Below are 24,049 nucleotides of genomic sequence, written 5' to 3' on the forward strand. Positions count from 1 at the left end.
ACCGAAGCGCGAGGTGTAGTCGTGCTGCCCACCGAGAATCGGCTGAGGCGGCGGCAGGACTTCGCGACCGCGGTACGTCGAGGACGCCGGGCCGGACGCCCGCTACTGGTCGTCCACCTGCGCACCGACAGTGACACAAGGGACCCGCACGCGGCGGGGGGGAGTGCCTCCCCGGCGCGTGCGGGTTTCGTCGTGAGCAAGGCCGTCGGTGGCGCGGTGACCCGGAACCTGGTCAAGCGTCGGCTTCGTCACCTTGTTCGCGAACGTCTGTCCGTGCTGCCCCCCGGTAGCCTGGTAGTCGTACGAGCGCTGCCCGGTGCGGGTGACGCAGACCATTCACAGCTGGCCCGAGACCTGGACGCCGCCCTCGGGAGGCTCCTGGGGGTGGCGCTATGAAGTACCCGTTGCTGGCGTTGATCAAGATTTACCAGTGGACCATCAGCCCGTTGCTCGGTCCGGTCTGCAAGTACTACCCCTCGTGCTCGCACTACGGGTATACGGCGATCGATCGGCACGGCGCGATCAAGGGCACTGCCCTGACCGCGTGGCGGATCCTGCGTTGCAACCCGTGGTCGCTGGGCGGTGTGGACCATGTCCCGCCGCGCAAGCGCCCGCCGTGGCACGCTCGCCTGCGCACCGCCCTCCGGGGTGACGCACCAGGCGGGTCCGTTACTCCCGAGCCCGTCGAGACGCCTCATGCCCAAGGAGCCTGACCGTGGGGATCTTGAACCCCCTCTACGATGCCGTTTCGTGGATCATTGTCCAGTTCCACTCGCTGTACAGCCTTGTCTTTGACAAGGACGGCGGCCTGGCCTGGGGCCTGTCGATCGTCTCGCTGGTGGTCCTGATCCGGATCTGCCTGATCCCGCTCTTCGTGAAGCAGATCAAGTCGACCCGGAACATGCAGGCGCTCCAGCCGAAGATGAAGGCGATCCAGGAGCGCTACAAGAACGACCGGCAGCGCCAGTCCGAAGAGATGATGAAGCTGTACAAGGAGACGGGTACCAACCCGCTCTCCTCGTGCCTTCCGATCCTGGCGCAGTCCCCCTTCTTCTTCTCGCTGTACCACGTGCTGAGCCACATCGCGCAGGGCAAGCAGGTCGGCGTGATGGACCAGTCCCTGGTCACCAGCGCCCAGCACGCCCACATCTTCGGTGCGCCGATCGCGGCGAAGTTCACCGACAGCGCGGCCAAGGTCGAGTCGCTGAGCGCGACGCTCGTCGACGTCCGTGTGGTCACGGTCATCATGATCGTCCTGATGTCGGCCTCGCAGTTCTACACGCAGCGCCAGCTGATGACGAAGAACGTCGACATGACGGTCAAGACGCCGTTCATGCAGCAGCAGAAGATGCTGATGTACGTCTTCCCGATCATGTTCGCCGTCTTCGGCATCAACTTCCCCGTCGGTGTCCTCATCTACTGGCTGACCACCAACGTGTGGACCATGGGGCAGCAGATGTTCGTCATCCGCCGGAACCCGACCCCCGGCAGCCTCGCCTTCAAGCAGCGCCAGGAGCGCCTGAAGGCCGCGGGCAAGCTGAAGGACGAGCCCGCCGACCAGGAGCCGCAGGACGCGGCGCCGGTGAAGCGCACCCAGCCCAAGCGCCAGACCAAGGCCCAGCGTCAGACGGGCGGTCCCGCGCAGTCCGGTACCGCCGGCAGCACGAAGCCCAAGCCCAAGCCGGCCGGCGGGGCGACCACGGGCACCAAGCCCAAGCCGAGCAGCGGCGCGGACAAGCCGAACCTGTCGAAGAAGAAGTAGTAGAGGAGTCCTGCCGTGACGGACGGCAACACCACCGACGCGCTCACCCGCCTCGAGCAGGAGGGCGAGATCGCGGCCGACTACCTCGAGGGGCTGCTGGACATCGCCGACCTCGACGGTGACATCGACATGGACGTCGAGGGCGACCGCGCCTCGGTCTCCATCATCGGCGAGTCGTCGAGCCGCGACCTCAACAAGCTCGTCGGCCGGGACGGCGAGGTGCTGGAGGCGCTGCAGGAGCTGACCCGGCTCGCGGTGCACCGTGAGACCGGTGACCGCAGCCGGCTGATGCTGGACATCGCCGGCTTCCGGGCGCGGAAGCGGGCCGAGCTGACCGAGCTCGGCGAGAAGGCGGCCGAGGAGGTCAAGGGCTCCGGTAAGCCGGTGAAACTGGAGGCCATGACGCCCTTCGAGCGCAAGGTCGTGCACGACGCCGTGGCCGCCGCGGGGCTGCGCAGCGAATCCGAGGGCGAGGAGCCCGAGCGTCGGGTGGTCGTCCTTCCGGCTTCCTGAACTCTTGGTCTCAGCAGTACTCACTCGGCCCCGTCTGTTCGCAGGCGGGGCCGAATCTTGTCAGCCTGGTGAAAGCCCGTAACAACGGAAGGACGGTTCTCGTGACGGAGGCAGCGGCGGAGCTCCCCCCGGCGCCGGAGGCGGCACGCGAGGTGTTCGGGGAGCGCTTCGCGGACGCGGTGCGGTATGCGGAGCTCCTGGCCGACGCGGGGGTGCACCGCGGGCTCATCGGCCCTCGGGAGGTGCCCCGGCTGTGGGAGCGCCATCTGCTGAACTGTGCCGTGCTCGCCGAGGTCATCCCCCATGGCGTCTCGGTGTGCGACGTGGGCTCCGGCGCGGGACTTCCGGGCATCCCGCTGGCACTGACCCGGCCGGACCTGAGCATCACCCTGCTGGAGCCGCTGCTGCGCAGGACGACCTTCCTGGAAGAGGCCGTCCGGCTGCTGGGGCTCTCCAATGTCTCGGTGGCGCGTGGCCGGGCCGAGGAGATGGTCGGCAAGCTGCCGCCGGTGGACGTGGTGACCGCGCGCGCCGTGGCGCCGCTGGACCGGCTTGCGGGCTGGGGACTGCCCCTGCTCCGACCGCACGGGGAGATGACCGTTCTCAAGGGAGACACGGCAGAGGAGGAGCTGAAGGCGGCGCGTGCCGCGCTGAGCCGGCTCGGCGCCGTGGAGACCTCCGTCGTCCAGGTTGGCGAAGGGGTCGTGGACCCGCTGTCCACCGTCGTGCGGGTACTGGTGGGGGAGAGCCCCGGCGGTGTGCGGGCGGCGACCCGGAGGGCCAAGGCGGCTCGCGCGAACCGCCATCGCCAACGCTGAGGGAAACCTCCGGCCGTGTGCTCCATCGAACGGCCATACCTGAACAATCCGGAGTGTCGTGTAGGAATCGGTCGCGGCGCTGCGCATCGTGTTTCACGTGAAACGGCGCTCTCTGCTTCCAGGAATCCTCGGCCGCGCTCGCGCTGCGGCCGAATCGCTCTCTCATCGGGCCGCCGAGGTGACCCATTCGGTGAATCAACCGGAGGATTCATCCACAGGAGAACGGCCCTCACTGGTTCGCGACCCCGAAAGCATGGCAGGCTCTGTTCATTGCGAGCTTGTAGTCGAGGAGAGTGAATCCTTGCGGTCCGACGCCAACATCGCGGGACCGATGACCGATCCGGTCCCCGGTCCCCGCACCGAGCCGTTCGGGGATGATGTTTCACGTGAAACACCGCCCCCCATGGACGACACCCCCATCGGCCGTGCCGCCCAACTGGCCGTGGAGGCACTGGGGCGGGCCGGTGAAGGACTCCCCCGCCCCGCCGAGACCAGAGTGATGGTGGTCGCCAACCAGAAGGGCGGGGTCGGCAAGACCACGACGACGGTCAACATGGCCGCCTCCCTCGCCCTGCACGGCGCCCGGGTGCTGGTCGTGGACCTCGACCCTCAGGGCAACGCCTCCACCGCGCTGGGAATCGACCACCACGCCGAAGTGCCGTCGATTTACGACGTCCTGGTGGAGAGCAAGCCGCTCTCCGATGTCGTCCAGCCGGTGCCGGACGTCGAGGGTCTCTTCTGTGCGCCGGCCACGATCGATCTGGCCGGAGCGGAGATCGAGCTGGTCTCGCTGGTGGCCCGGGAGAGCCGGCTCCAGCGGGCCATCGAGGCCTATGAGCAGCCGCTGGACTACATCCTCATCGACTGCCCTCCCTCGCTCGGTCTGCTGACCGTCAACGCCCTGGTGGCCGGCGCGGAGGTGCTCATCCCGATCCAGTGCGAGTACTACGCCCTGGAGGGTCTGGGCCAGCTGCTCCGCAATGTGGAGCTGGTGCGAGGCCATCTCAACCCCAAGCTCCATGTCTCCACCATCCTGCTGACCATGTACGACGGCCGGACCCGGCTCGCCTCACAGGTCGCCGAAGAAGTGCGCACCCACTTCGGCAAGGAGGTGCTGAGCACGAGCATCCCGCGCTCCGTCCGTATCTCGGAGGCCCCCAGCTACGGTCAGACGGTGCTGACCTATGATCCGGGTTCGACCGGGGCGCTGTCGTACCTAGAGGCGGCACGTGAGATGGCCATGCGCGGCCTCGGGCGCACCCGTGAGTTCACCGAGCAGAACATGTCGGAGGGGATCCAGTGAGTGAGCGACGCAGAGGACTCGGCCGTGGTCTCGGCGCGCTGATTCCCGCCGCACCGAATGGTGCGGACGCGGCAGCCGCGACCGCGGTGGCGACGGCGGGAGCCGCCGCTCCGGTCCTGGCGCCGGAAAGAGGAGTCGCCGCCGCCAAGGTGGCGGGTCTGGTGGAACAGCAGGGGCGCGAGGGCACCCCGGCGATCCCGGTTTCACGTGAAACACCGGAAACCATCGCGGCTCAGGAGCCGCCCATGGTGGCGGGGGCGTACTTCGCCGAGCTGTCGCTGGACGCGATCACGCCCAACCCGCGTCAGCCGCGTGAGGTCTTCGACGAGGACGCGCTGGCGGAACTGGTCACCTCCATCAAGGAGGTCGGCCTGCTGCAACCGGTCGTCGTGCGTCAGATCGCCCCCGAGCGCTATGAGCTCATCATGGGCGAGCGGCGCTGGCGGGCCAGCCGTGAGGCCGGCCTGGAGCGCATCCCGGCGATCGTGCGGGCCACCGACGACGAGAAGCTCCTCCTCGACGCGCTGCTGGAGAACCTGCACCGCGCCCAGCTGAACCCGCTGGAGGAGGCGGCTGCCTACGATCAGCTCCTCAAGGACTTCGCCTGCACGCATGAGCAGCTCGCCGACCGCATCGGCCGTTCCCGCTCCCAGGTCTCCAACACCCTGCGTCTGCTGAAGCTCTCCGCGCCCGTACAGCGCCGGGTGGCGGCCGGTGTGCTCTCCGCAGGGCACGCGCGCTCCCTGCTCGCCTTGGAGGACGTGGAGGACCAGGACCGGCTCGCCAGCCGGATCGTGGCCGAGGGACTCTCCGTGCGCGCGGTCGAGGAGATCGTCCATGTGATGAACTCCGAGTCCCAGCCGGTGCGAAAGGCTCCGTCCCCCCGGGCCGGCAAGCGGATGTCCCCTGCCCTCACCGATCTCGCGCTGCGACTCTCGGACCGCTTCGAGACCAGGGTGAAGGTAGATCTCGGGCAGAAGCGCGGAAAGATCGTCGTCGAGTTCGCCTCGATAGAGGATCTGGAGCGCATCCTCGGATCGATGGCGCCGGGAGAGGACAACGTCCTCCAGCGTTCGCTCACCGAGGAGACCGACGAAGAGGAGTGAGTCCACTCCCGGTTCCCTCCAGGGGCCGCAACGTCCGTGCGGGCCGCATCCCTTCGAGGGATGCGGCCCGTTTTCGGCTGGGCCGTTCGCGTTGCTCCAGTGTCGGACTTGTCCGCTCACGGCTACGATGCGTACGGGATGGAGCACTACCTCCAAGGAGGGGCCCATGCGATCGGTGCGGCGCGCTGGAGTGGAGCACGATTGGCAGAAGGCCGTTCTCGTCGCGGCGGGGCTTGGGCTGGGCGCCGTGGGTGGCTTCGTCGGCAGTTGGGTCCACGACAGAAACGAGGGTCTGACCTCATGGGGCGTCGGCTCGTTCCGCTCACGCTGGACAACCTTCCGGACCTCCCCAACCGCTGCCGTTCGTGCGTCTTCTGGGAGCTCGATCCGGTAAGCGGGGAGGCCGCCGTCCAGGCCGGCAAGCCGGAGCTGGAGAAGGAGGCCTGGATCTCCGCCGTGCTGCTGGAGTGGGGATCCTGCGGTCGTGTCGTCTATGTGGACGAGGTACCGGCCGGCTTTGTGCTCTACGCGCCCCCGGCCTATGTACCGCGCTCCACCGCCTTTCCGACGAGCCCCGTCTCCCCCGACGCGGTCCAGCTGATGACGGCCCGGATCATGCCGGGCTTCCAGGGACAGGGACTGGGGCGGGTGTTGGTGCAGACCGTGGCCAAGGACCTGGTGCGACGGGGCTTCCGGGCGATCGAGGCCTTCGGTGACGCGCGCTGGGAGGAACCCGCGTGCGTGCTTCCGGCCGAGCATCTGCTGGCCGTGGGGTTCAAGACGGTGCGGCCTCATCCGCGGTTTCCCCGGCTGCGGCTGGAGCTGCGGACGACGATCTCCTGGAAGGAGGACGTCGAGATGGCGATCGACCGGCTGCTCGGTGCCGTGCAGAAGGAGCCGGCGCTGCGGCCCCTGTGACAGACGAAGGGCCCGGCCCCGTGAGGGGGCGGGCCCTTTCGCGTTCCTCGGGCAGTGCTCAGCCGATGAAGTCGGCCAGGTCGCGCTCGATGGCGGCCTTCGGCTTGGCGCCGACGATGGTCTTCACGACCTCGCCGCCCTTGTAGACGTTCAGGGTCGGGATCGACATGACGCCGTACTTGGCGGCGGTGACCGGGTTCTCGTCGATGTTCAGCTTGACGATGGTGATCTGGTCGCCGTGCTCCGCGGCGATCGCCTCGAGCGACGGGGCGATCTGACGGCACGGACCACACCACTCGGCCCAGAAGTCGACCAGCACGGGCTTGTCGCTGGAGAGGACCTCCTCGTCGAAGGTCGCATCGGTCACGGTCTTGGTGTTGCCGGCCACGGCTGTCTCCTCGGTGTGTTGGACGGGTGCTTCGTTGGGTGCGGTCAGACGACCGCGGCGGCGGTCTGCTCGGGCTCGCGGGTGTGCTCGCTGCCCGCGTCGCTCAGAGCGGCGAGGTAGCGCTCGGCGTCCAGGGCGGCGGAGCAGCCGGTGCCCGCGGCGGTGATCGCCTGTCGGTAGGTGTGGTCCACGACGTCACCCGCGGCGAAGACACCGGGGATCTTCGTACGGGTGGTGGGCGACTCGACCTTGAGGTAGCCCTCCGCGTCCAGGTCGAGGATGCCCTTGAACAGTTCGGTCCGCGGGTCGTGACCGATCGCGATGAACAGTCCGGTGACCGGCAGCTCGGAGGGCTCACCGGTCTTCGTGTTGCGCAGGACCAGACCGGCGAGCTTGCCGTCGCCGTTGATCTCGGCGACCTCGTTGTCCCAGAGGAACTTGATCTTCGGGTCGGCGAAGGCCCGCTCCTGCATGGCCTTGGAGGCGCGGAGGGTGTCCCGGCGGTGGACCACGGTCACACTCTTGGCGAAGCGCGAGAGGAAGGTCGCCTCCTCCAGCGCGGTGTCGCCGCCGCCGATGACGGCGATCTCGTGGTCCTTGAAGAAGAAGCCGTCACAGGTGGCGCACCAGGAGACACCGCGACCGGAGAGCTGGTCCTCGTTGGGGAGGCCCAGCTTGCGGTGCTGGGAACCGGTGGCGATGATGACCGCCTTCGCCCGGTGAACGGTGCCGGCCGAGTCGGTGACGGTCTTGATGTCACCCTCGAGGTCGACCGCGACGATGTCGTCCGGGATCAGCTCGGCACCGAAGCGCTCGGCCTGGGCCCGCATGTTGTCCATGAGGTCGGGACCCATGATGCCATCGCGGAAGCCGGGGAAGTTCTCCACATCGGTCGTGGTCATCAGAGCGCCGCCGGCGGTGACCGCACCTTCGAAGACCAGCGGCTTGAGGGAGGCGCGGGCGGTGTAGAGCGCGGCTGTGTATCCCGCCGGCCCGGAACCGATGATGATCACGTTTCGGACGTCGCTCACGGGTTCTTCCTCGTCTCTGCTGTGCCGACTCGCCGGGTGCCTCGGCGGGCGGGACCATTGTCATCCCGCCTAACGGATCCTACGGTCCGGGCATTCCCGTCGGCGTGGCGCTAGCGAGGGTATGTCTCCTCGCGGAGCAGAGTGCCCGCTTCCGAGGACGAAGCGGTGGCGCACGAGGCGTCCACGACATAGGCGTCCACGAGCGACGGGTCGCCGCTGTGCGACAGCACGACGAGATAGGAGTCCACGCCTTCGTACCTGCCCCGACGGATGGCGAGCGGGGTGTCGTGACGGTCGACGGCGCGCAGTACACAGGAGGGCGCGACGCTGTCGACACCGGCCAGCGGGGACTGTCCCGTGGGCTTGTCCTCGACGCGCTGGCGGGCCTCGGCTGTCAGCAGATCGTGTACCTGCGCGCCGAGCGTGTCGCTTTCAGTCTTGGCGCCCGCGTCGGAGGCGGACGAACTCCGGTCCGCGGTGATGTCTCCGGTGTTCCAGGCGGACTGGGCGGCGAAGGTACCGAAGCCGATGACGGCCGCCACGGAGGCCGTGATGAGGATCCCCTTCCCCCACCGCCGACGGGTCCGGGTGCCGGGGCGTCCGGGTCCGGTGGGGGCGGAGCCGCGACCGGCGGGCCCGCGGTCGGCCGGGATCGATGTTTCACGTGAAACACGGGACGGTTCCGCGGTCTGTGTTTCACGTGAAACATCGGGGCCGTTCGAGGCGAGCAGCACCTCGGCGGCGAGGGCCGCGTCGATCCGGCCGGTGATGTCGGCAGGCATCCGGGGCGGGCCGGGCAGTGTCCCCAGCAGCCCGCGGATCTCGTCCAGCGAAGCGCGGACATCGGCGCAGAGCGCACAGCCGTCGAGGTGCCCGCGGACGTCGGCCGAGCGCTCGGGCGGGAGGATGCCCTCGCTGAGCGCCGAGATCTCCGCGACCTCGGGGTGCTCGTCCGTTCCCGTCGTCGACGTCATGGGTGTCCACCTCCGCCCTTCGTGAAGCCGTGGCCCGGTCGGGTCTCCGTCTCTGGGACGGATGCGTTCTCCGTCCGGTTCCTTCCCCCTCCCCGATCACCGCTACTCCCCGGCGTGTCCCGTAGATGGACGAGGAGTGGAAGCAGCCGGGCCCGGCCCCGGGCGCATCTGCTCTTGACCGTTCCCGCCGGTACGTCGAGGACCGCCGCGGCCTCCGCGACGGGGTAGCCCTGCATGTCCACCAGGACGAGAGCGGCCCGCTGCTCCGCGGGAAGGGTCGCGAGCGCCCGCAGCAGTTCCCGGTGAATTTCGCCCCGCTCGGCGGGGGCCGCCGCGGACTCATGCGGTTCGAGCAGTTCCTCGAACTGCTTCTCATCGGTGACCGGCGCGGTGCGGCGTGAGGCGGCCTTGCGCGCCCGGTCCAGGCACGCGTTCACGGTGATGCGGTGCAGCCAGGTCGTGACGGCCGACTGGCCGCGGAAGGTATGGGCGGACCGGAAGGCCGACACCAGGGCGTCCTGCACGGCGTCGGCGGCCTCCTCGCGGTCCCCCAGGGTCCGCAGAGCCACTGCCCAGAGCCGGTCGCGATGCCGGCGGACGAGCTCCCCGAAAGCGTTCGGGTCCCCCGAGACATGACGGGCGAGGAGGTCGCTGTCGCTGACCTCCCCGCCCCTGTCCTGTGTGCCCACCGTCCCCCTCCCCGCGGGGCTACTGCCCCTCGAACCTCACGTTGGTGATGGCCTGCTTGTAGCCTTCGCCGGAATAGCCGTCGGCCGGTGAATGGGGAAGAGCGGTCAGCCAGACGACCACGTAGCGCGTCTCCGCGGGAGTCTTCAAGGAGAGCTTCGCCGCCTTGCCGTCGGTCGTGACGGTGGCCAGCTTCCTCAGCTGGTGCGGCTTGGCCGAGCTGTCCAGCGAGTCGGCCGCGTAGAGCGTGACCGTCGTGTGGTCGCCGCCGTAGTAGAGGTCTATCGAAGCCTGGCCGAGCTTCTTCGTGGCTCCCAGGTCATAGGCGATCCCGACGCCCTTCTTGACGGAGGGGGCGAACTCGGGGCCGTCGGCGAAACTGTTCGTGCGCCAGTACGTGGACGTCTTGGCGTCGTAGGTGTTCCGGACGTCGTTCGGGTGCTGGGCTCCCCCGTACGGCGCGTACTCGGCCGCACCCTGGATCGGCAGCGGCTTCAGCGTGATCTGCTGAGCCCCGCCGTTGTCGCCGCTGCCCCCGTCGCCGCCCGTGTTCTGGGAGGTGGAGGTGCCGTTGGTCTTCGCCTGGTTCTCGTGGTCCATCAGCGTCTCGGCGAGCTGCCAGCTGCCGAGGCCCAGCGCGACGATGAGGAGGGCGGAGACGGACCACTTGAGGGCCTTGCCGGTACGCCCGGGCAGAGCCGGGGGCGGCGGGACCTGCAGGGTGGCCGTGGGGCCCGCGGGCGCCGGTCCCGCGGCGGTCTGACGGTAGGAGCCCTGCTGGTAGGTGGTGCGCGAGTAGGGCGCCATCGCCGGCTCCGGGGGCCGGATCTTGGGGATCGCGGTCACCGCCTTGGCCAGCTCCTCGGGAGTGGCGCAGGGCTCGGGCTCGCGGGAGGCTGTGGCGCCGTCGTTGACCAGCGCCCGCATCGTGAGCTCGGACAGCCCGCGGTGGACTCCCGCCCGTACCTGGTCGGGCGCGACCAGGCCGACGTCCTTGGGCAGGCCGGTGAGTCCGTGCTCGTCCCGCGGATACGGCCAGCGCTGGGTGAGCGCGGCGTACAGCAGGGCGCCGATGGCCTCGGTGTCCTCGCGCTGCGGGCGCTCGGAGGAGATGCCGCGCAGCGCGGCGGCGACCGCCAGCCCGCGGATGCGGTACTGGCCCGCCTCCGTGCGCAGCACGGCGTCCGGGCCGAGCCGCAGGTGCGAAAGGCCCTCGCGGTGCGCGGCCGCCATCGCCTGGGAGATCTGGCTGACCATCTGGTAGGCCTCGTGGGGCTCCAGCGGGTCGGTGGTGATGAGGGCGGTCAGCTCCTTGGCGTCAGGGAGCCACTCGTGGATGACATAGACGAGGTCGTTCTCCTCGACCGCGTCGAGGACCTGGACGAACCGGGGGTCGCCGAGCAGGGCGGCCGATCGGGCCGCCGCCAGCACCGGACGGGCCCTGCCGTGGTCGGCGGGCAGGATGTGGATCCCCACCGCCCGGCGCAGCTTCTCGTCGACCGCCCGCCAGCTGCTGAAGCCGTCGGCGCGGGTGAGGCACTCCTCCAGGCGGTAGCGCTCGGCGAGCTTGTAGCCGCTGTGGAGCTCCGGCGGCTGTTTGTCGGTTGGTGCTGTCTCCTCGGGGATGGTCTGCTGCGGCGCGTCCTGCTCGTCGCTTTGGTCGGTCGCTTCGTCGGCCGTGGCACTGTCCGCGTGGGCGGTGAGCTGCTTGTTGTCGCCGCTCTCGTTGGCCACTCCGACGGCAGCCGTGCTCCGTTCCGCCACCGTCGTTCCTGCCTCCCCATCCGTTGCAAGATCTGACAACACAGCCAAGGACAATTGTGCCAACAGTCCACCGCTATGCACGACACACGACGGCCCACGAAGGTTGCGCGGTGGGCGCGGTCAGCGACCCAGCCGGCCCCTGACCATACCGACCATGGCCGTCAGTTCCTCGACGCGCATGCGCTTGGCGGCGATGAAGAAGACCCCACCCAGCACCACGGCGCCGAGCACCAGCGACAGCAACGAAGCGGCGGCGCCGTGACCCAGCGAGTGCCAGACACCGTAGACGACGGCGCCCGCGGCCGCGGCGGCGGGGATGCACGCGCCGAACAGCCGGGCGTAGGTGCGGACCACACGCTTGCCGTCGATGTCGCCGCCGAGGCGCCTGCGCAGCCGCTTCACCGCGACGCCCACGCCGATCGCGTAGGCCAGTCCGTAGCCGCCTGCCATGCCGACCACGGCCCAGCGGGCGGGCAGCAGGAAGTAGCAGGCCGCGGCCGCGATGGCGTTGCAGGCGGCGACGATGACCGTGTTGTAGAAGGGGGTGCGGGTGTCCTCGTAGGCGTAGAAGCCGCGCAGGACGATGTACTGCACCGAGAAGGGGATCAGGCCCAGTCCGAACGCCATCAGGACGAAGCCGATGTTCACCGCACCCTCGCCGGAGCTGCTGTAGAGCAGGGTGGCGATGGGGAGGCCGAGGGCGAGGAAGGCGAAGGCGGCGGGCACGATGGCGACGCCCGAGGTTCGCAGCCCGTAGGAGATGTCGTCACGGACCGCCGCGGCGTCGCCGTCGGCGGCGGCGCGGGAGATGCGCGGCAGGACGGCGGTCATGACGGAGACGGTGATGATCGCCTGGGGCATCTGCCAGAGCAGCAGCGCGTAGTTGAAGGCCGTGATGCCCGTGCCCTCGTGGTGCTGCGCCTCGGCCGCGGCGCCGGCCGCCGTGGCGAACTGGGTGAGGACGATCAGGCCGATCTGGTTGGCGAGGACGAAGAAGAAGGTCCACTTCGCCAGCTTCGCCGCGTGGCCGAGGCCGTGGCCGCGCCAGTCGAAGCGCGGCCTGATCCGGAATCCGGCCTCGCGGAGGTAGGGGATCATCGCCAGGGCCTGCACCGTCAGACCCAGCAGGGTGCCGAGGCCGAGCAGCCGGGCGCCCTCGGGGGTGATCGTCTGCGAGGTGACACCGGTGCTGGTGAAGGAGCCGAAGGCCCAGATGAAGGCACCGAAGGTGGCGATGATGACGATGTTGTTGAGGACCGGCGTCCACATCATCGCGCCGAACCGGCCGCGGGCGTTGAGCACCTGCCCGAGCACCACGTGCAGACCCATGAAGAACATCGTCGGGATGCAGTAGCGGGCGAAGGTGACCGCGACCTCGAACCTGACCGGGTCGGAGGCGATGTCGTGGGACATCGCCCGGATGAGCAGCGGCGCGGCGAACACGCAGAGGGCGGTGACCGCCGCCAGGCCGACGGCGACGAGGGTCAGCAGGCGGTTGGCGTAGGCCTCGCCACCGTCCTCGTCGTTCTTCATGGCGCGGACGAGCTGCGGGACGAACACGGCGTTGATCGCGCCGCCGCCGACCAGGATGTAGATCATCGTCGGCAGGGTGTTGGCGACCTGGTAGCCGTCGTTCAGCGTGCCGACGCCGATCGCGGCGGCCATGACGAGCGTCCGCAGGAAGCCGGTGACCCGGGAGACGAGGGTGCCGGCCGCCATGAGAGCGCTGGACTTGAGGATGCTGCCGGCCCGGCCGCCGGACTTCGCCGCGACCGGTTCCGCCGCGGGCTCGGGCTCGGGGGCGGTCGCCACCGGCTCCTCGCGGAAGAGGTGGGCGTACTCGTCCGGCCGCGCGGGCGTCCCGTCGTCGTCCGGGGCGTTGGAGACCAGCTCGTCGACGCCGACGTACCGGGTGGAGGCGTCGTCGGCGTATGGCATGCGGTAGGGCTCCTGGTGCCCGTACGGCGGCCCGTAGGGCTGGGGCTGGGCCGGCGGGTGCGCGGTGCGGTCGTAGAGCACCTCGCCCACCGGGTCCTGCGCGGTCGGATCCTGCCGCCGGTACGGATCGCGGGCGTAGGTGTCCTGCAGGTACGGGTCGGACGCGGCAGGGTGCTGCCCGGGCTGCGCGGGGAAACGCTCCCCGGCTTCCCGCTCGCGTTCACCGTCGTACGGTGCGTTCATCTCTGCCCCACCTCATCGGCCACTGGCTCGCTGGCTATCGGTCCACCTTCTCACCCGTCCCGGACGGGTCCGTACTTTCCGGGGAGGTGTCCGGCGCCAGGTCACCCGGCTGCTCGTCCCGGACGCCGTCCCGGTCACCCATGGTGCCTTCTCCGGCGTCGTCCTCGTCCTCGCCCGTGTCGCCGTCCCCGGCCGGGTCCGCGTCTCCGTCCGCGTCGCCGCCCTCGTCCTCGGTGGCCGCGCGGCGCTTGCGCTGGTGGTACATCCGGACGCCGGCCAGCACGAGCAGGAGCAGTCCGGCGGCGATCACCAGCATGACCGTGGATGTGATGGAGGTGACATCCACCTGGAAGGTGATCGGCTCGCCGAACTTGACCTCGTCCGCGGTGTAGAGCTGCGCCGTGACCGTGTTCAGGCCGTTGCGGGCGGCGGTGCCCTCGAACTTCAGGGAGCGGGTGTGGCCGCCCTCGACGGTCACCTGCTGCGACTTGCCCGGCTTCAGGCTGTTGCCCTGGCTGGAGGTGAGGCGGAGCTCCAGACCCTTCACGGTCTGGCCGAGCTCGTTCTTCACGGTCACCGGGATGGTGCCGCTGCGGCCGGACAATGTGAGCGTCCCTTGCTTCGGGAGCAGGTAGACCAGGCTCATCAGGTCCGACAGGTAGGTGGAGACGGCCGCGCGGTAGTCGGCGGAGCCCCCGGGGATGCCGCGCCACTCGGTGGACATGGACCGCATCAGGGCGTTCCCGAAGGGGGTCCTCACCCGGTCGGGCTGGCTCAGCAGGGCCATGAAGTCGTCGAGCCTGACCTGGGTGGCCTGGACCTGCTGGAAGGCCGCGGTGCTCATCTCCTGCTTGCGCAGGCGCTTGGGGTAGGAACCGGCACCCGGCACCTTGCGGTTGGCCTTGGGGTCCGGGGTGGCCTTGGCGGCGGCGGAGAAGTCCGCGGTCTCGGACCAGCCGCTGCGGGCGACCTCCGTGATGGCCTGGGCCATGGCCTGGGCCTGGGAGGCCTTGGCCATGCGCTGCGGGGCCACGACGATGCTCCGCTGCCGCTCGGGCGACTGCATCGTGATCATGAGGGTTTGCGCGAGGTACTTCTGGATCGCGAGGGTCGCGGTGCCGGCCTTCGTCATGTCGCCCTGGAAGGCCTGGGAGAGGCCGGCGTCGGCGACGACCGCCGTGGTGCCGCCTCCGATGGGCCGCGCCGAGGTCGGGGTGTAGGTGAGGCGGCCGGTGTCGCCGAGGCTGTCGCTGCGGACGATGACCTTGTCGGCGCCGGCGGAGGTGGCCACGTCGACGATGGAGGGGTCGACGGCGCCGTCCACGGGCCAGGAGACGTCCGTGTCGGGGGTGACCACGCCGTTGAGGACGGTCTCGACCGTCGTGGTCGCGAGCTCCGTGGCCGTCTTGAGCTGGTTCAGGGTGCCAGGGACGCTCTTGCCGTGGTGCGCGATCGAGGCGATGTCGGGGTCCGCGAAGGGCAGCGCGACGACCTCGTCCCCGGCGACGGCCTCCTTGAGGCTGTTGAGCCAGCGCTTGGCGTCGTCGGTGCCGGTGCCCGCGGTGGTGTGATCGAGATCACCGTCCGGTCCCGCGACCTGGTACCGACGGGTCATCGCTTCGACCGTGGCGAGCAGGTCGGGGTCGATGACCCAGGTGACCGGCAGGTCCTTCCCGAGCGACACCATCTGCTGCAGACGGCCGCCGGGCGCCAGGTCCTCGGCCAGGTCGTCGTCGAGGAAGATCGGGCTCTGCTGGTCGTCGCTCTCGCTGCGCACGGCGAGGTGGGAGCGGTCGATCAGCGGCCACAGAAAGGTGTAGCGGGTCGGCTTGGCGTCCCCGTCCCGGTACCAGGGGAGGAAGGTCCGCTCGATCCCCAGGATCTCCTGGTAGCCCCGGTTCCGGGTCTGGCCGGTCAGGGAGACCCCGAGCTGGTAGACGCCGTCGGAACCCAGGTTCAGCGCCTTGACCGGGACCTTCAGCGTGAAGCCGCGGCTGATCCCGGCCGGCAGGTCCTCGAGGGAGGCGGTGTGCCCGGGGATCTCGTTGCCGTCGGCCAGGGTGTGGGCGGCATCGGGGGAGGTGCCGCTGATGGCGCTGCGGCTGCCCAGGGGCCCCCCGGGAGCGATCTCCACCCCGACGTGGGCGCCGCTGACGGCGTGCTTGCTCCTATTGGTGACCGTGCCGGTCACCGTGATGGTGTCGCCCTTGGCGGGGACGGAGGGGGACAGCGAGTTCACCGAGACGTCCACGGCACGGCCGTCCGAGCCCGCCGCGTACGCGGTGGGGGCCGTCTGGGCCTGGATCAGGCCGGTGAACAGGGTGGCGCCCACGAACAGCGCCGTCGCCCGGCGCAGCCTCGAACGGGCCGGAGTTCCTCCGGGGTGCTGTGCCGCCTCGCCCACGCGCTGGCCGTCCCTCGTCGTCATCGGATGTGCGTCCTGGAATGGTAACGATGCTCGATGACTCGAAGTGCTGTGAGTGGGCCACAAGATCGATACAGTCCGCGGTGCGGACCCCGCCGAGGTGATCGCGGGCGCCGGTAAACCGGTCCGCCGCGGGGCGCATGGGCACGTACCCTTTTCTGTTGTGCCGAATGCCAACAACGCCCCCCAGACCCTGAAGACCGCGCCCGCGATCGCGCCGGTGGCCGAGGAGCTCGGTCGCCGCTTCCAGGACGCCGGATTCCGGCTTGCCCTCGTCGGCGGCTCGGTCCGCGACACCCTGCTCGGCAGGCTCGGCAATGACCTGGACTTCACGACGGACGCCCGTCCCGACCAGGTACTGAAGATCATCCGTGGGTGGGCGGAGGCGGTCTGGGAGGTGGGAATCGCCTTCGGCACGGTCGGCTGCCGCAAGGACGGATTCCAGATCGAGGTGACGACCTACCGCTCCGAGGCCTACGACCGTACCTCCCGCAAGCCGGAGGTCTCCTACGGGGAGACCATCGAGGAGGACCTGGTCCGCCGGGACTTCACCGTCAACGCGATGGCGGTCGCCCTGCCCGCGGCGGAGTTCGTGGACCCTTACAGCGGTCTGGGCGACCTGGCCCAGCGGGTGCTGCGTACGCCCGGTACTCCGGAGGAGTCCTTCTCCGACGATCCGCTGCGGATGATGCGCGCCGCGCGCTTCGCCGCCCAGCTCGATTTCGAGGTGGCCCCCGAGGTCGTGACCGCGATGACGGAGATGGCCGACCGCATCGAGATCGTGTCGGCGGAGCGTATCCGGGACGAGCTCAGCAAGCTGCTCCTCTCCGACCACCCGCGCAAGGGTCTGCACCTGCTCGTCGAGACGGGCCTGGCCGCCCGGGTCCTCCCCGAGCTGCCGGCGCTGCGCCTGGAGCGGGATGAGCACCACCGCCACAAGGACGTCTACGAGCACTCGCTGACCGTCCTGGACCAGGCGATGGCGCTGGAGGCGGACGGGCCGGACCTGGTGCTGCGGCTCGCGGCGCTGCTGCACGACATCGGCAAGCCGCGCACCCGGCGCTTCGAGTCCGACGGGCGGGTCTCCTTCCACCACCACGAGGTGGTCGGCGCCAAGATGACCAAGGGGCGGCTGACCAAGCTCAAGTACCCCAACGAGATCATCAAGGACGTCGCCCGGCTGGTCGAGCTGCATCTGCGCTTCCACGGCTACGGGACCGGTGAGTGGACCGACTCCGCCGTCCGCCGCTACGTCCGTGACGCCGGACCGCTCCTTGACCGGCTGCACAAGCTGACCCGCTCCGATTGCACGACCCGCAACAAGCGCAAGGCGGCGGCGCTGTCGCGCACCTATGACGGGCTCGAGGAGCGGATCGAGCAGCTGAAGGAGCAGGAGGAGCTGGACTCGATCCGCCCGGATCTGGACGGCAACCGGATCATGGAGATCCTGGGCATCGCCCCCGGGCCCCAGGTCGGCAAGGCGTACAACCACCTGCTGGAGCTGCGGCTGGAGAACGGGCCGCTGGGCGAGGAGGCCGCGGTGACCGCGCTCAAGGAATGGTGGGCCGCGCAGGGCTGAGCGTTCTGCCCGCAGGGTCACCGGGTCACCGGACGTGTCGAAGGGGTCGTGTTTCACGTGAAACACGGCCCCTTCACCTTTCATGGCGAATCCATCGCAGGGTGGCCGACGGGTCGGCGGAGTCGCACCGCTTCCTCTGGCGGGTCGAGTAGCCGACCCTCTTGGTGCGGCTGTTTCACGTGAAACAGGAGGAGGCGGGGTGATCTTCGTGTTTCACGTGAAACGGCGGGAGGTTCTGGCGGTGCCGAAGGCCACGGCGGCGTAGACCGCCGCCAGCGTGAGGAGCAGTCCCGCGGAGCGGCCGTCCGGGGGGAGGGCGAGAGCACAGACCGCCGCGGCGCCGACGAAGGCGACATTGAACAGCACGTCGTAGATCGAGAACACCCGCCCCCGGTAGGCGTCGTCGACCGACGACTGGACCACCGTGTCGGTGGCGATCTTCGCGCCCTGGGTGGCCAGCCCCAGCATGAAGGCCGCCGCCAGTACGGGCGCGGGCTCGAAGGGGAGTCCCAGGCCGGGCAGCAGCACGGCGGCGGATCCCGCGCAGACGGTGATCCACCCGAAGGTGCCGAAGCGCCCGGTCGCCCAGGGGGTGACCACGGCCGCCGCGAGGAAACCCGCACCCGAGACGATGACGGCGAGCCCGAGCAGTGCCAGCCCGTCCGCCGTCCCGTGGTCGGGCCCGTCGGAGTCCGACCAGGCGTAGCGGCAGAGCATCAGCACCGTCACCGTGAGCCCGCCGTAGCAGAAGCGCATCGCCGTCATCGCGGCCATGGCACGTGCCGCACGCGGCCGTTGGCGCAGGTGCCGCAGCCCGTGCACCAGCCCGCGGAAGGTGCCGCGCAGCGCCTCGCCGAACCGCGGCTGGATCCGGGAGGGGTCGGGTCCCAGCAGATCACGCCCCATGCTCAGCGAGGCGAGCCCGGCACAGAGATAGAGGACGGCACCGAGCACCACGACCAGGGCATCGGAGCGGGTGCCCTCGGCCACCACCAGATGGACCAGGAAGGCCGCCCCGCCGCCCGCGGTGGCCGCGAGCGTGCCGGCCGTCGGCGACAGCGCGTTCGCCATGACCAGACGCTTGCCGTCGACGACACGGGGAAGGGCGGCCGACAGTCCGGCGAGGACGAAGCGGTTGATGCCGGTGACCGAGAGGGCGGAGAGATAGAAGAGCCAGTCGGGAACCCGCGCCAGCATCAGCACGGCGGTGCCGACGGAGAGCGCGGACCGCAGCAGGTTGCAGTAGAGGAGAACCTGCCGGCGTCGCCAGCGGTCCAGCAGAACGCCCGTGAACGGCCCCAGGAGCGAGTACGGCAGCAGCAGGACCGCCATCGCGGAGGCGATGGCGGCCGGCGAGGTCTGCTTCTCCGGGGAGAAGACCACATAGGCCGCCAGCGCCACTTGGAAGACCCCGTCGGAGAGCTGGGACAGCAGCCGCACCGCGAGCAGCCGCCGGAAGTCCCGGAAGCGCAGCAGCACACGGAGATCACGGACAACGGGCATGCGCACAGCCTCACATGACGCACAGGCCCCCGGGTGCCATACCCGGGGGCCTGATCGGTCGCGTCGTACGACGAGTGGTGGCGGGGGTTAAGCCGCTGTTCAGCGGTCGACCTCGCCGCGGATGAACTTCTCGACGTTCTCGCGGGCCTCGTCGTCGAAGTACTGGACCGGCGGGGACTTCATGAAGTACGAGGACGCCGACAGGATCGGGCCGCCGATGCCGCGGTCCTTGGCGATCTTCGCCGCGCGCACCGCGTCGATGATGACACCCGCGGAGTTCGGGGAGTCCCAGACCTCGAGCTTGTACTCCAGGTTCAGCGGGACGTCGCCGAAGGCGCGGCCCTCGAGGCGGACGTACGCCCACTTGCGGTCGTCCAGCCAGGCCACGTAGTCGGACGGGCCGATGTGGACGTTCTTCTCGCCCAGCTCGCGGTCGGGGATCTGCGAGGTGACGGCCTGCGTCTTGGAGATCTTCTTGGACTCCAGGCGGTCGCGCTCGAGCATGTTCTTGAAGTCCATGTTGCCGCCGACGTTCAGCTGCATGGTGCGCTCGACGATGACACCGCGGTCCTCGAAGAGCTTCGTCAGCACGCGGTGCGTGATGGTCGCGCCGACCTGCGACTTGATGTCGTCACCGACGATCGGCACGCCGGCCTCGGTGAACTTGTCGGCCCACTCCTTGGTCCCCGCGATGAAGACCGGGAGGGCGTTGACGAAGGCCACCTTGGCGTCGATCGCGCACTGCGCGTAGAACTTGGCGGCGGCCTCCGAGCCCACGGGCAGGTAGCAGACCAGCACGTCGACCTGGCGGTCCTTGAGGATCTGCACCACGTCCACCGGCGCCTCGGCGGACTCCTCGATGGTCTCGCGGTAGTACTTGCCGAGACCGTCGAGGGTGTGGCCGCGCTGGACGGTCACGCCCTTCTGCGGCACGTCGCAGATCTTGATGGTGTTGTTCTCGCTGGCACCGATGGCGTCCGCGAGGTCGAGGCCGACCTTCTTCGCGTCGACGTCGAAGGCCGCCACGAACTCGACGTCACGCACGTGGTAGTCGCCGAACTGCACGTGCATGAGACCAGGCACGCGGCTGTCCGGGTCGGCGTCCTTGTAGTACTCGACACCCTGCACCAGCGAAGCGGCGCAGTTGCCCACGCCAACGATGGCTACGCGAACCGAACCCATTCCGGTTGCTCCCTGTGTAATCGTCACGCGGGTCCCCGGCCGGTGCCGGGTCCGCCGTTTTCCTGTTGGTTGTCCTGCTCGGCATCGGCGGACGAAGCGGTCCGGGGCTGCCTGTCGCGCCCCGCCCGCTCGGTCTCGATCAGCTCGTTCAGCCAGCGGACCTCTCGCTCCACCGACTCCATGCCGTGCCGCTGCAGCTCGAGCGTGTAGTCGTCGAGCCGCTCACGGGTACGCGCGAGAGACGCGCGCATCTTCTCCAGGCGTTCCTCGAGGCGGCTGCGCCGCCCCTCGAGAACACGCATCCGTACGTCCCTGGACGTCTGGCCGAAGAAGGCGAAACGAGCCGCGAAGTGCTCGTCCTCCCACGCGTCCGGGCCGGAGTGGGCGAGGAGCTCTTCGAAGTGCTCCTTGCCGGCTGCCGTCAACCGGTAAACGATCTTGGCTCGTCGGCCGGCCAGCGGCGCGGCGAGCGGATCGGGCTCGGGGCCGGTCTCCTCGACCAGATATCCCTGAGCGACCAGTGTCTTGAGGCAGGGGTAGAGGCTGCCGTAGCTGAACGCGCGGAACACGCCGAGCGAGGTGTTGAGCCGCTTGCGCAGCTCATAGCCGTGCATCGGGGATTCGCGCAGCAGGCCCAGGACGGCGAACTCGAGGATGCCGGAGCGCTTGCTCATGCCCTCGTCTCCCCTTCGTTCATGCCGTCATCGCCTCTTATCTCGCCGTGATGTATCGGCTCGATACATCGCGACGATAGAACGAGATCCCGACTACGGCAAGACGGCTCACGGTGACCGGCGTCACATCACGAAATCCGTCCACCGTCAACCGCCCGGTATGTGATGAACATCTGGCTAGAACCTCTTTTGACCGTGCGTACTCTGTTCGCCATGCAGAGCACCGGGAACCGTGTGGCGTCAGTGAGCGTCAATGTCCCTGGTGCAGTGCGGCCATCGCACGCCGGGGGGACCGGAAATCCAACTGCCGCTTTCAGGCGATTCCGCCTGTCCTAGGAGTAGCTGTTCATGAGCGAGCACCGTCGCAAGCCGCCGCAGTCGCCCGGCGACGGCCGGGCAGCCGCCCGGCGCGGCGCGCAGCAGCAGCCCCCGCCGCCCGGCGGCCGGCGGGCCGCTGGGCCGCCGAGGCCGCAGCCGTACGGCACGCACGGAACCGGAGCCGGAGCAGGAACCGGAGCCGGAGCCGGAGCCGGGCAGGGTCACGGCCCCCGCCAGGGTGCGGGACAGCCCCCCCGCCAGGGCGCGGGCGCGAGCATGGGCGCGGGGGGCCGCGCGAGCACCGGAGGCCGGTCCCGCGGGGGCGAGCCGCCGTACGAGGGGAGGGCGGCCGCGCGTCGAGCCGCCCAGGCCTCACAGAAGGGCGGCAGCCGCCGCAGGGCCGCCGCGGGCGGCGGCCGTGGCGGGGGCCAGCCCCCCAAGAAGCGCGTCATCGACTACCCCCGTTGGGGGAAGGACGGCTGGCAGCGCTGGATGCCGTCGTGGAAGCTCGTCTCCGGGCTGTGCCTGTTCTTCTTCGGCAGCCTGATCGCCGTCGCGGGCGTGGGCTACGCCATAGTGGGCGTGCCCAATGAGAGCGACATCGCCAAGGCCCAGAACAACGTCTACTTCTGGGACGACGATACGGAGATGGTGGCGACCGGTGGTGAGGTCAACCGCCAGAACCTGGCCTACGCGGACATCCCCAAGGAGATGCGGTACGCCGTCATGTCCGCGGAGAACAAGACCTTCGAGACGGACTCGGGCGTCGACCCCATGGGCATCGCGCGCGCGTTGGTCAACATGGCCAAGGGCGGCGAGACGCAGGGTGGCTCCACCATCACCCAGCAGTACGTGAAGAACGCCCGGCTCGGCGACCAGTCGCAGACCGTCACCCGTAAGTTCAAGGAGCTGTTCATCTCGGTGAAGGTGGGTGCCACGGTCAAGAAAGAGAAGATCATGGCGGGCTACCTGAACTCCTCCTACTACGGCCGGCGTTCCTACGGTCTGCAGGCCGCCGCGCGCTCCTACTACGGCAAGGACGCGGTCGAGCTGAACCCGAGCGAGTGCGCCTTCCTCGCCGCGCTGCTCAAGGGCGCCACGCTCTACGACCCCCACGGCAACACCGACATCAACAGCACCGCGACGCCCGAGGCCAACACCAAGCGGGCCAAGGACCGCTGGAGGTGGATCCTCGACCAGGAGCTGACCGACGGCCGGATGTCCAAGGCGGACCACGACAAGTGGATCAGCAAGGGCTTCCCCATGCCGGAGAAGCCGCAGAACGACGCGGAGCTCGGCGGTCAGATCGGCTACCTCGTCGGCCTCGCCCAGAAGTACGCCATCGCCAACAGCGACGGCAAGATCACCCAGGAGAAGCTCCAGCTCGGCGGCTACCGCATCTACACCACCTTCAACAAGAAGAAGGTGGGCCAGCTGGAGAAGGCGGTGAAGCAGGTCCGCAAGGAGAACGAGAACGTCAAGCGCCGCCCCGACGTGGACAAGTACGTGCAGTTCGGCGGCGCCTCGGTGGACCCGAAGGACGGCAGGATCGTCGCGATCTACGGCGGCGTGGACGCGACCGAGCACTTCACGAACAACGCCGACGAGACGGGCGCCGGTGTCGGTTCGACGTTCAAGCCGTTCGTCCTCGCCGCGGGCATGACCTACGGCAAGCGGGACAAGGACTGGACCGAAGCCGACGGCCTGCAGGACCGAACGATCGTCTCGCCGAAGAGCATCTACAACGGCAAGAACAAGCTGAAGATCAATTACTACGACGGCCGGCCCTGGCAGGACAAGGACGGCGCGTGGCTCCAGACCAACGACGACAACGACTCCTACGGCAACATCACACTGCGTGAGGCCATGCGGGTCTCGGCGAACTCGCCGTTCGTACAGCTGGGCATGGACGTCGGCACGGACAAGGTGAAGGAGGCGGCGCTCAAGGCGGGCCTCCTGGAGGGCAGCCTGGCGACCACCAACAGCCCGACCTTCTCCATCGGCACCTCGACACCGAGCGCCATCCGGATGGCCGACGCCTACGCCACCTTCGCCAACCGCGGGAAGCAGAACGACCCGTACTCGGTGCGGAAGGTCGACAACCAGACCGGGACCGTCTATCAGCACAAGTCCAAGCCCAAGGAGGCCTTCGAGCAGGCGGTGGCCGACAACGTCACCGACGTGCTGAAGACCGTCGTCCAGAGCGGTACGGGTACCTCGGCGAAGCTGCCGGGCCGCGAGGTGGCCGGCAAGACCGGTACCACCGACGGCAACAAGTCGGCCTGGTTCGTCGGTTACACGCCGCAGCTCACCACGTCCGTCGTGATGTTCCGCTACAACGACGACGCGAAGGCCAAGGACCGCAAGTTCCTGGAGATGTACGGGACCTACGGCAAGGACAAGATCCACGGTGCGTCGTTCCCGGCCGAGATCTGGCACGACTACATGGCGGACGCCATGAAGGGCAAGCCGAACCTGACGTTCCCGACGCCGGAACCGATCGGCAAGGTCGTCTTCGGCGGCGGCGCCTCCAGCCCGAGCCCGTCGGTCACGGCCAGCCCCACGGAGTCGGCGACCACCAACCCGACCCCGACCGCCACGCAGTCGCAGATCACGCCGACCCCGACGGACAGCGGCGACTGCAAGCCCTGGCAGTGGGACTGCCAGGACAACGGCGGCGGCAACAACAACGGCGGGTCCTCGGACGGCGGCCCCAGCGGGTCACCGACACCCACCGTGTCCTCCAGCAGTACCAGAGGCAGCGGAGGCAACGGCAACAACAACGGCGGCAGTGGACTCTTCGCAGGCACTGGCAATTGACCGCCCCGGGTCCCGAGGAGGGATTCCGGCAGAACAGTGAAACCGCGGCCGCGGAGGGCACCACGCCCTCCGCGGCCGCGGCCGTTCCGGCGGGCGGGGAAAC

General features: G+C 69.3%; 20 protein-coding genes. 10 read left to right on the forward strand and 10 right to left on the reverse strand.

Annotated features, from left to right (window positions below; translation table 11 throughout):
• The first annotated feature begins 21 nt into the window (after positions 1–21).
• The 8 genes from rnpA (at position 22) to AB0F62_RS01835 (ending at position 6,420) form a co-directional block, all read left to right on the forward strand.
• Positions 22–396 (forward strand): ribonuclease P protein component, encoded by a 375-nt coding sequence (gene rnpA, locus AB0F62_RS01800; RefSeq protein WP_089225441.1) that lies wholly within the window; start codon positions 22–24, stop codon positions 394–396.
• Entirely contained in the window at positions 393–713 is a 321-nt protein-coding gene (gene yidD / locus AB0F62_RS01805) for a membrane protein insertion efficiency factor YidD (RefSeq protein WP_361790958.1), read from the forward strand. The genes rnpA and yidD overlap by 4 nt, the downstream gene beginning before the upstream one ends.
• Positions 714–715: 2 nt before the next feature.
• Entirely contained in the window at positions 716–1,762 is a 1,047-nt protein-coding gene (yidC, locus tag AB0F62_RS01810; RefSeq protein WP_361790961.1) for a membrane protein insertase YidC, read from the forward strand.
• A 15-nt stretch (positions 1,763–1,777) separates the two neighbouring features.
• Positions 1,778–2,275: a R3H domain-containing nucleic acid-binding protein gene (locus tag AB0F62_RS01815; RefSeq protein WP_361790964.1), complete on the forward strand. Its 498-nt coding sequence runs from the start codon at positions 1,778–1,780 to the stop codon at positions 2,273–2,275.
• Between the two features lie 101 nt (positions 2,276–2,376).
• The gene (gene rsmG, locus AB0F62_RS01820) at positions 2,377–3,093 is read left to right on the forward strand and encodes a 16S rRNA (guanine(527)-N(7))-methyltransferase RsmG (protein WP_361790967.1); all 717 of its coding nucleotides are present in this window, start codon (positions 2,377–2,379) and stop codon (positions 3,091–3,093) included.
• A 253-nt stretch (positions 3,094–3,346) separates the two neighbouring features.
• Complete coding sequence (locus tag AB0F62_RS01825; RefSeq protein ID WP_361790970.1) at positions 3,347–4,396, forward strand: ParA family protein; 1,050 nt, start codon at positions 3,347–3,349, stop codon at positions 4,394–4,396.
• Entirely contained in the window at positions 4,393–5,502 is a 1,110-nt protein-coding gene (locus AB0F62_RS01830) for a ParB/RepB/Spo0J family partition protein (RefSeq protein ID WP_361790973.1), read from the forward strand. The genes AB0F62_RS01825 and AB0F62_RS01830 overlap by 4 nt, the downstream gene beginning before the upstream one ends.
• Before the next feature lie 300 nt (positions 5,503–5,802).
• Positions 5,803–6,420, forward strand: a complete 618-nt coding sequence (locus AB0F62_RS01835; RefSeq protein ID WP_361790976.1) for a GNAT family N-acetyltransferase — start codon at positions 5,803–5,805, stop codon at positions 6,418–6,420.
• Between the two features lie 58 nt (positions 6,421–6,478).
• Here the strand turns inward: AB0F62_RS01835 and trxA are convergent, their stop codons facing one another.
• The 7 genes from trxA to AB0F62_RS01870 form a co-directional block, all read right to left on the reverse strand.
• On the reverse strand, positions 6,479–6,808 hold the full coding sequence (trxA, locus tag AB0F62_RS01840; protein WP_089225436.1) for a thioredoxin: 330 nt from the start codon (positions 6,806–6,808) through the stop codon (positions 6,479–6,481).
• Between the two features lie 44 nt (positions 6,809–6,852).
• Positions 6,853–7,839 carry a thioredoxin-disulfide reductase gene (gene trxB, locus AB0F62_RS01845; RefSeq protein ID WP_361790979.1) on the reverse strand — a complete coding sequence of 329 codons (987 nt, stop codon included), beginning with the start codon at positions 7,837–7,839 and terminating at the stop codon, positions 6,853–6,855.
• Between the two features lie 110 nt (positions 7,840–7,949).
• Complete coding sequence (locus tag AB0F62_RS01850; protein ID WP_361790982.1) at positions 7,950–8,813, reverse strand: hypothetical protein; 864 nt, start codon at positions 8,811–8,813, stop codon at positions 7,950–7,952.
• Positions 8,810–9,502 carry an RNA polymerase sigma factor SigM gene (gene sigM, locus AB0F62_RS01855; RefSeq protein WP_361790985.1) on the reverse strand — a complete coding sequence of 231 codons (693 nt, stop codon included), beginning with the start codon at positions 9,500–9,502 and terminating at the stop codon, positions 8,810–8,812. Before sigM ends, AB0F62_RS01850 begins: the two co-directional genes overlap by 4 nt.
• Positions 9,503–9,521: 19 nt before the next feature.
• Complete coding sequence (locus tag AB0F62_RS01860) at positions 9,522–11,264, reverse strand: serine/threonine protein kinase (protein WP_361790988.1); 1,743 nt, start codon at positions 11,262–11,264, stop codon at positions 9,522–9,524.
• A gap of 120 nt (positions 11,265–11,384) precedes the next feature.
• The gene (gene murJ, locus AB0F62_RS01865; RefSeq protein ID WP_361790991.1) at positions 11,385–13,445 is read right to left on the reverse strand and encodes a murein biosynthesis integral membrane protein MurJ; all 2,061 of its coding nucleotides are present in this window, start codon (positions 13,443–13,445) and stop codon (positions 11,385–11,387) included.
• 34 nt (positions 13,446–13,479) lie between these two features.
• Positions 13,480–15,873: a DUF6049 family protein gene (locus AB0F62_RS01870; RefSeq protein WP_361790994.1), complete on the reverse strand. Its 2,394-nt coding sequence runs from the start codon at positions 15,871–15,873 to the stop codon at positions 13,480–13,482.
• 160 nt (positions 15,874–16,033) lie between these two features.
• Between AB0F62_RS01870 and AB0F62_RS01875 the strand changes: the two genes are divergently transcribed.
• Positions 16,034–17,449, forward strand: coding sequence for a CCA tRNA nucleotidyltransferase (locus AB0F62_RS01875; protein ID WP_361790997.1), 1,416 nt, complete (start codon positions 16,034–16,036; stop codon positions 17,447–17,449).
• Positions 17,450–17,662: 213 nt separating this feature from the next.
• Here the strand turns inward: AB0F62_RS01875 and AB0F62_RS01880 are convergent, their stop codons facing one another.
• The 3 genes from AB0F62_RS01880 to AB0F62_RS01890 form a co-directional block, all read right to left on the reverse strand.
• Positions 17,663–18,952, reverse strand: coding sequence for an MFS transporter (locus AB0F62_RS01880; RefSeq protein ID WP_361791000.1), 1,290 nt, complete (start codon positions 18,950–18,952; stop codon positions 17,663–17,665).
• A 99-nt stretch (positions 18,953–19,051) separates the two neighbouring features.
• Positions 19,052–20,134: an inositol-3-phosphate synthase gene (locus AB0F62_RS01885; RefSeq protein ID WP_361791003.1), complete on the reverse strand. Its 1,083-nt coding sequence runs from the start codon at positions 20,132–20,134 to the stop codon at positions 19,052–19,054.
• A 23-nt stretch (positions 20,135–20,157) separates the two neighbouring features.
• Complete coding sequence (locus tag AB0F62_RS01890) at positions 20,158–20,808, reverse strand: PadR family transcriptional regulator (RefSeq protein WP_361791006.1); 651 nt, start codon at positions 20,806–20,808, stop codon at positions 20,158–20,160.
• Positions 20,809–21,156: 348 nt separating this feature from the next.
• Between AB0F62_RS01890 and AB0F62_RS01895 the strand changes: the two genes are divergently transcribed.
• A complete protein-coding gene (locus AB0F62_RS01895; protein ID WP_361791009.1) occupies positions 21,157–23,946 on the forward strand; it encodes a transglycosylase domain-containing protein in 2,790 nt (929 codons plus the stop codon).
• The last annotated feature ends 103 nt before the right edge of the window (positions 23,947–24,049 follow it).

It is taken from the genome of Streptomyces sp. NPDC026673 (genome assembly GCF_040638135.1).
Lineage (GTDB): Bacteria > Actinomycetota > Actinomycetes > Streptomycetales > Streptomycetaceae > Actinacidiphila.

Coding starts and splice junctions, on each gene's coding strand:
- AB0F62_RS01870 (WP_361790994.1), bottom strand. CDS start 15,873: ATGACGACGAGGGACGGCCAGCGCGTGGGCGAGGCGGCACAGCACCCC.
- yidD (WP_361790958.1), top strand. CDS start 393: ATGAAGTACCCGTTGCTGGCGTTGATCAAGATTTACCAGTGGACCATC.
- AB0F62_RS01825 (WP_361790970.1), top strand. CDS start 3,347: ATGGCAGGCTCTGTTCATTGCGAGCTTGTAGTCGAGGAGAGTGAATCC.
- AB0F62_RS01885 (WP_361791003.1), bottom strand. CDS start 20,134: ATGGGTTCGGTTCGCGTAGCCATCGTTGGCGTGGGCAACTGCGCCGCT.
- AB0F62_RS01880 (WP_361791000.1), bottom strand. CDS start 18,952: ATGCCCGTTGTCCGTGATCTCCGTGTGCTGCTGCGCTTCCGGGACTTC.
- AB0F62_RS01850 (WP_361790982.1), bottom strand. CDS start 8,813: ATGACGTCGACGACGGGAACGGACGAGCACCCCGAGGTCGCGGAGATC.
- AB0F62_RS01890 (WP_361791006.1), bottom strand. CDS start 20,808: ATGAGCAAGCGCTCCGGCATCCTCGAGTTCGCCGTCCTGGGCCTGCTG.
- murJ (WP_361790991.1), bottom strand. CDS start 13,445: ATGAACGCACCGTACGACGGTGAACGCGAGCGGGAAGCCGGGGAGCGT.
- AB0F62_RS01895 (WP_361791009.1), top strand. CDS start 21,157: ATGAGCGAGCACCGTCGCAAGCCGCCGCAGTCGCCCGGCGACGGCCGG.
- AB0F62_RS01835 (WP_361790976.1), top strand. CDS start 5,803: ATGGGGCGTCGGCTCGTTCCGCTCACGCTGGACAACCTTCCGGACCTC.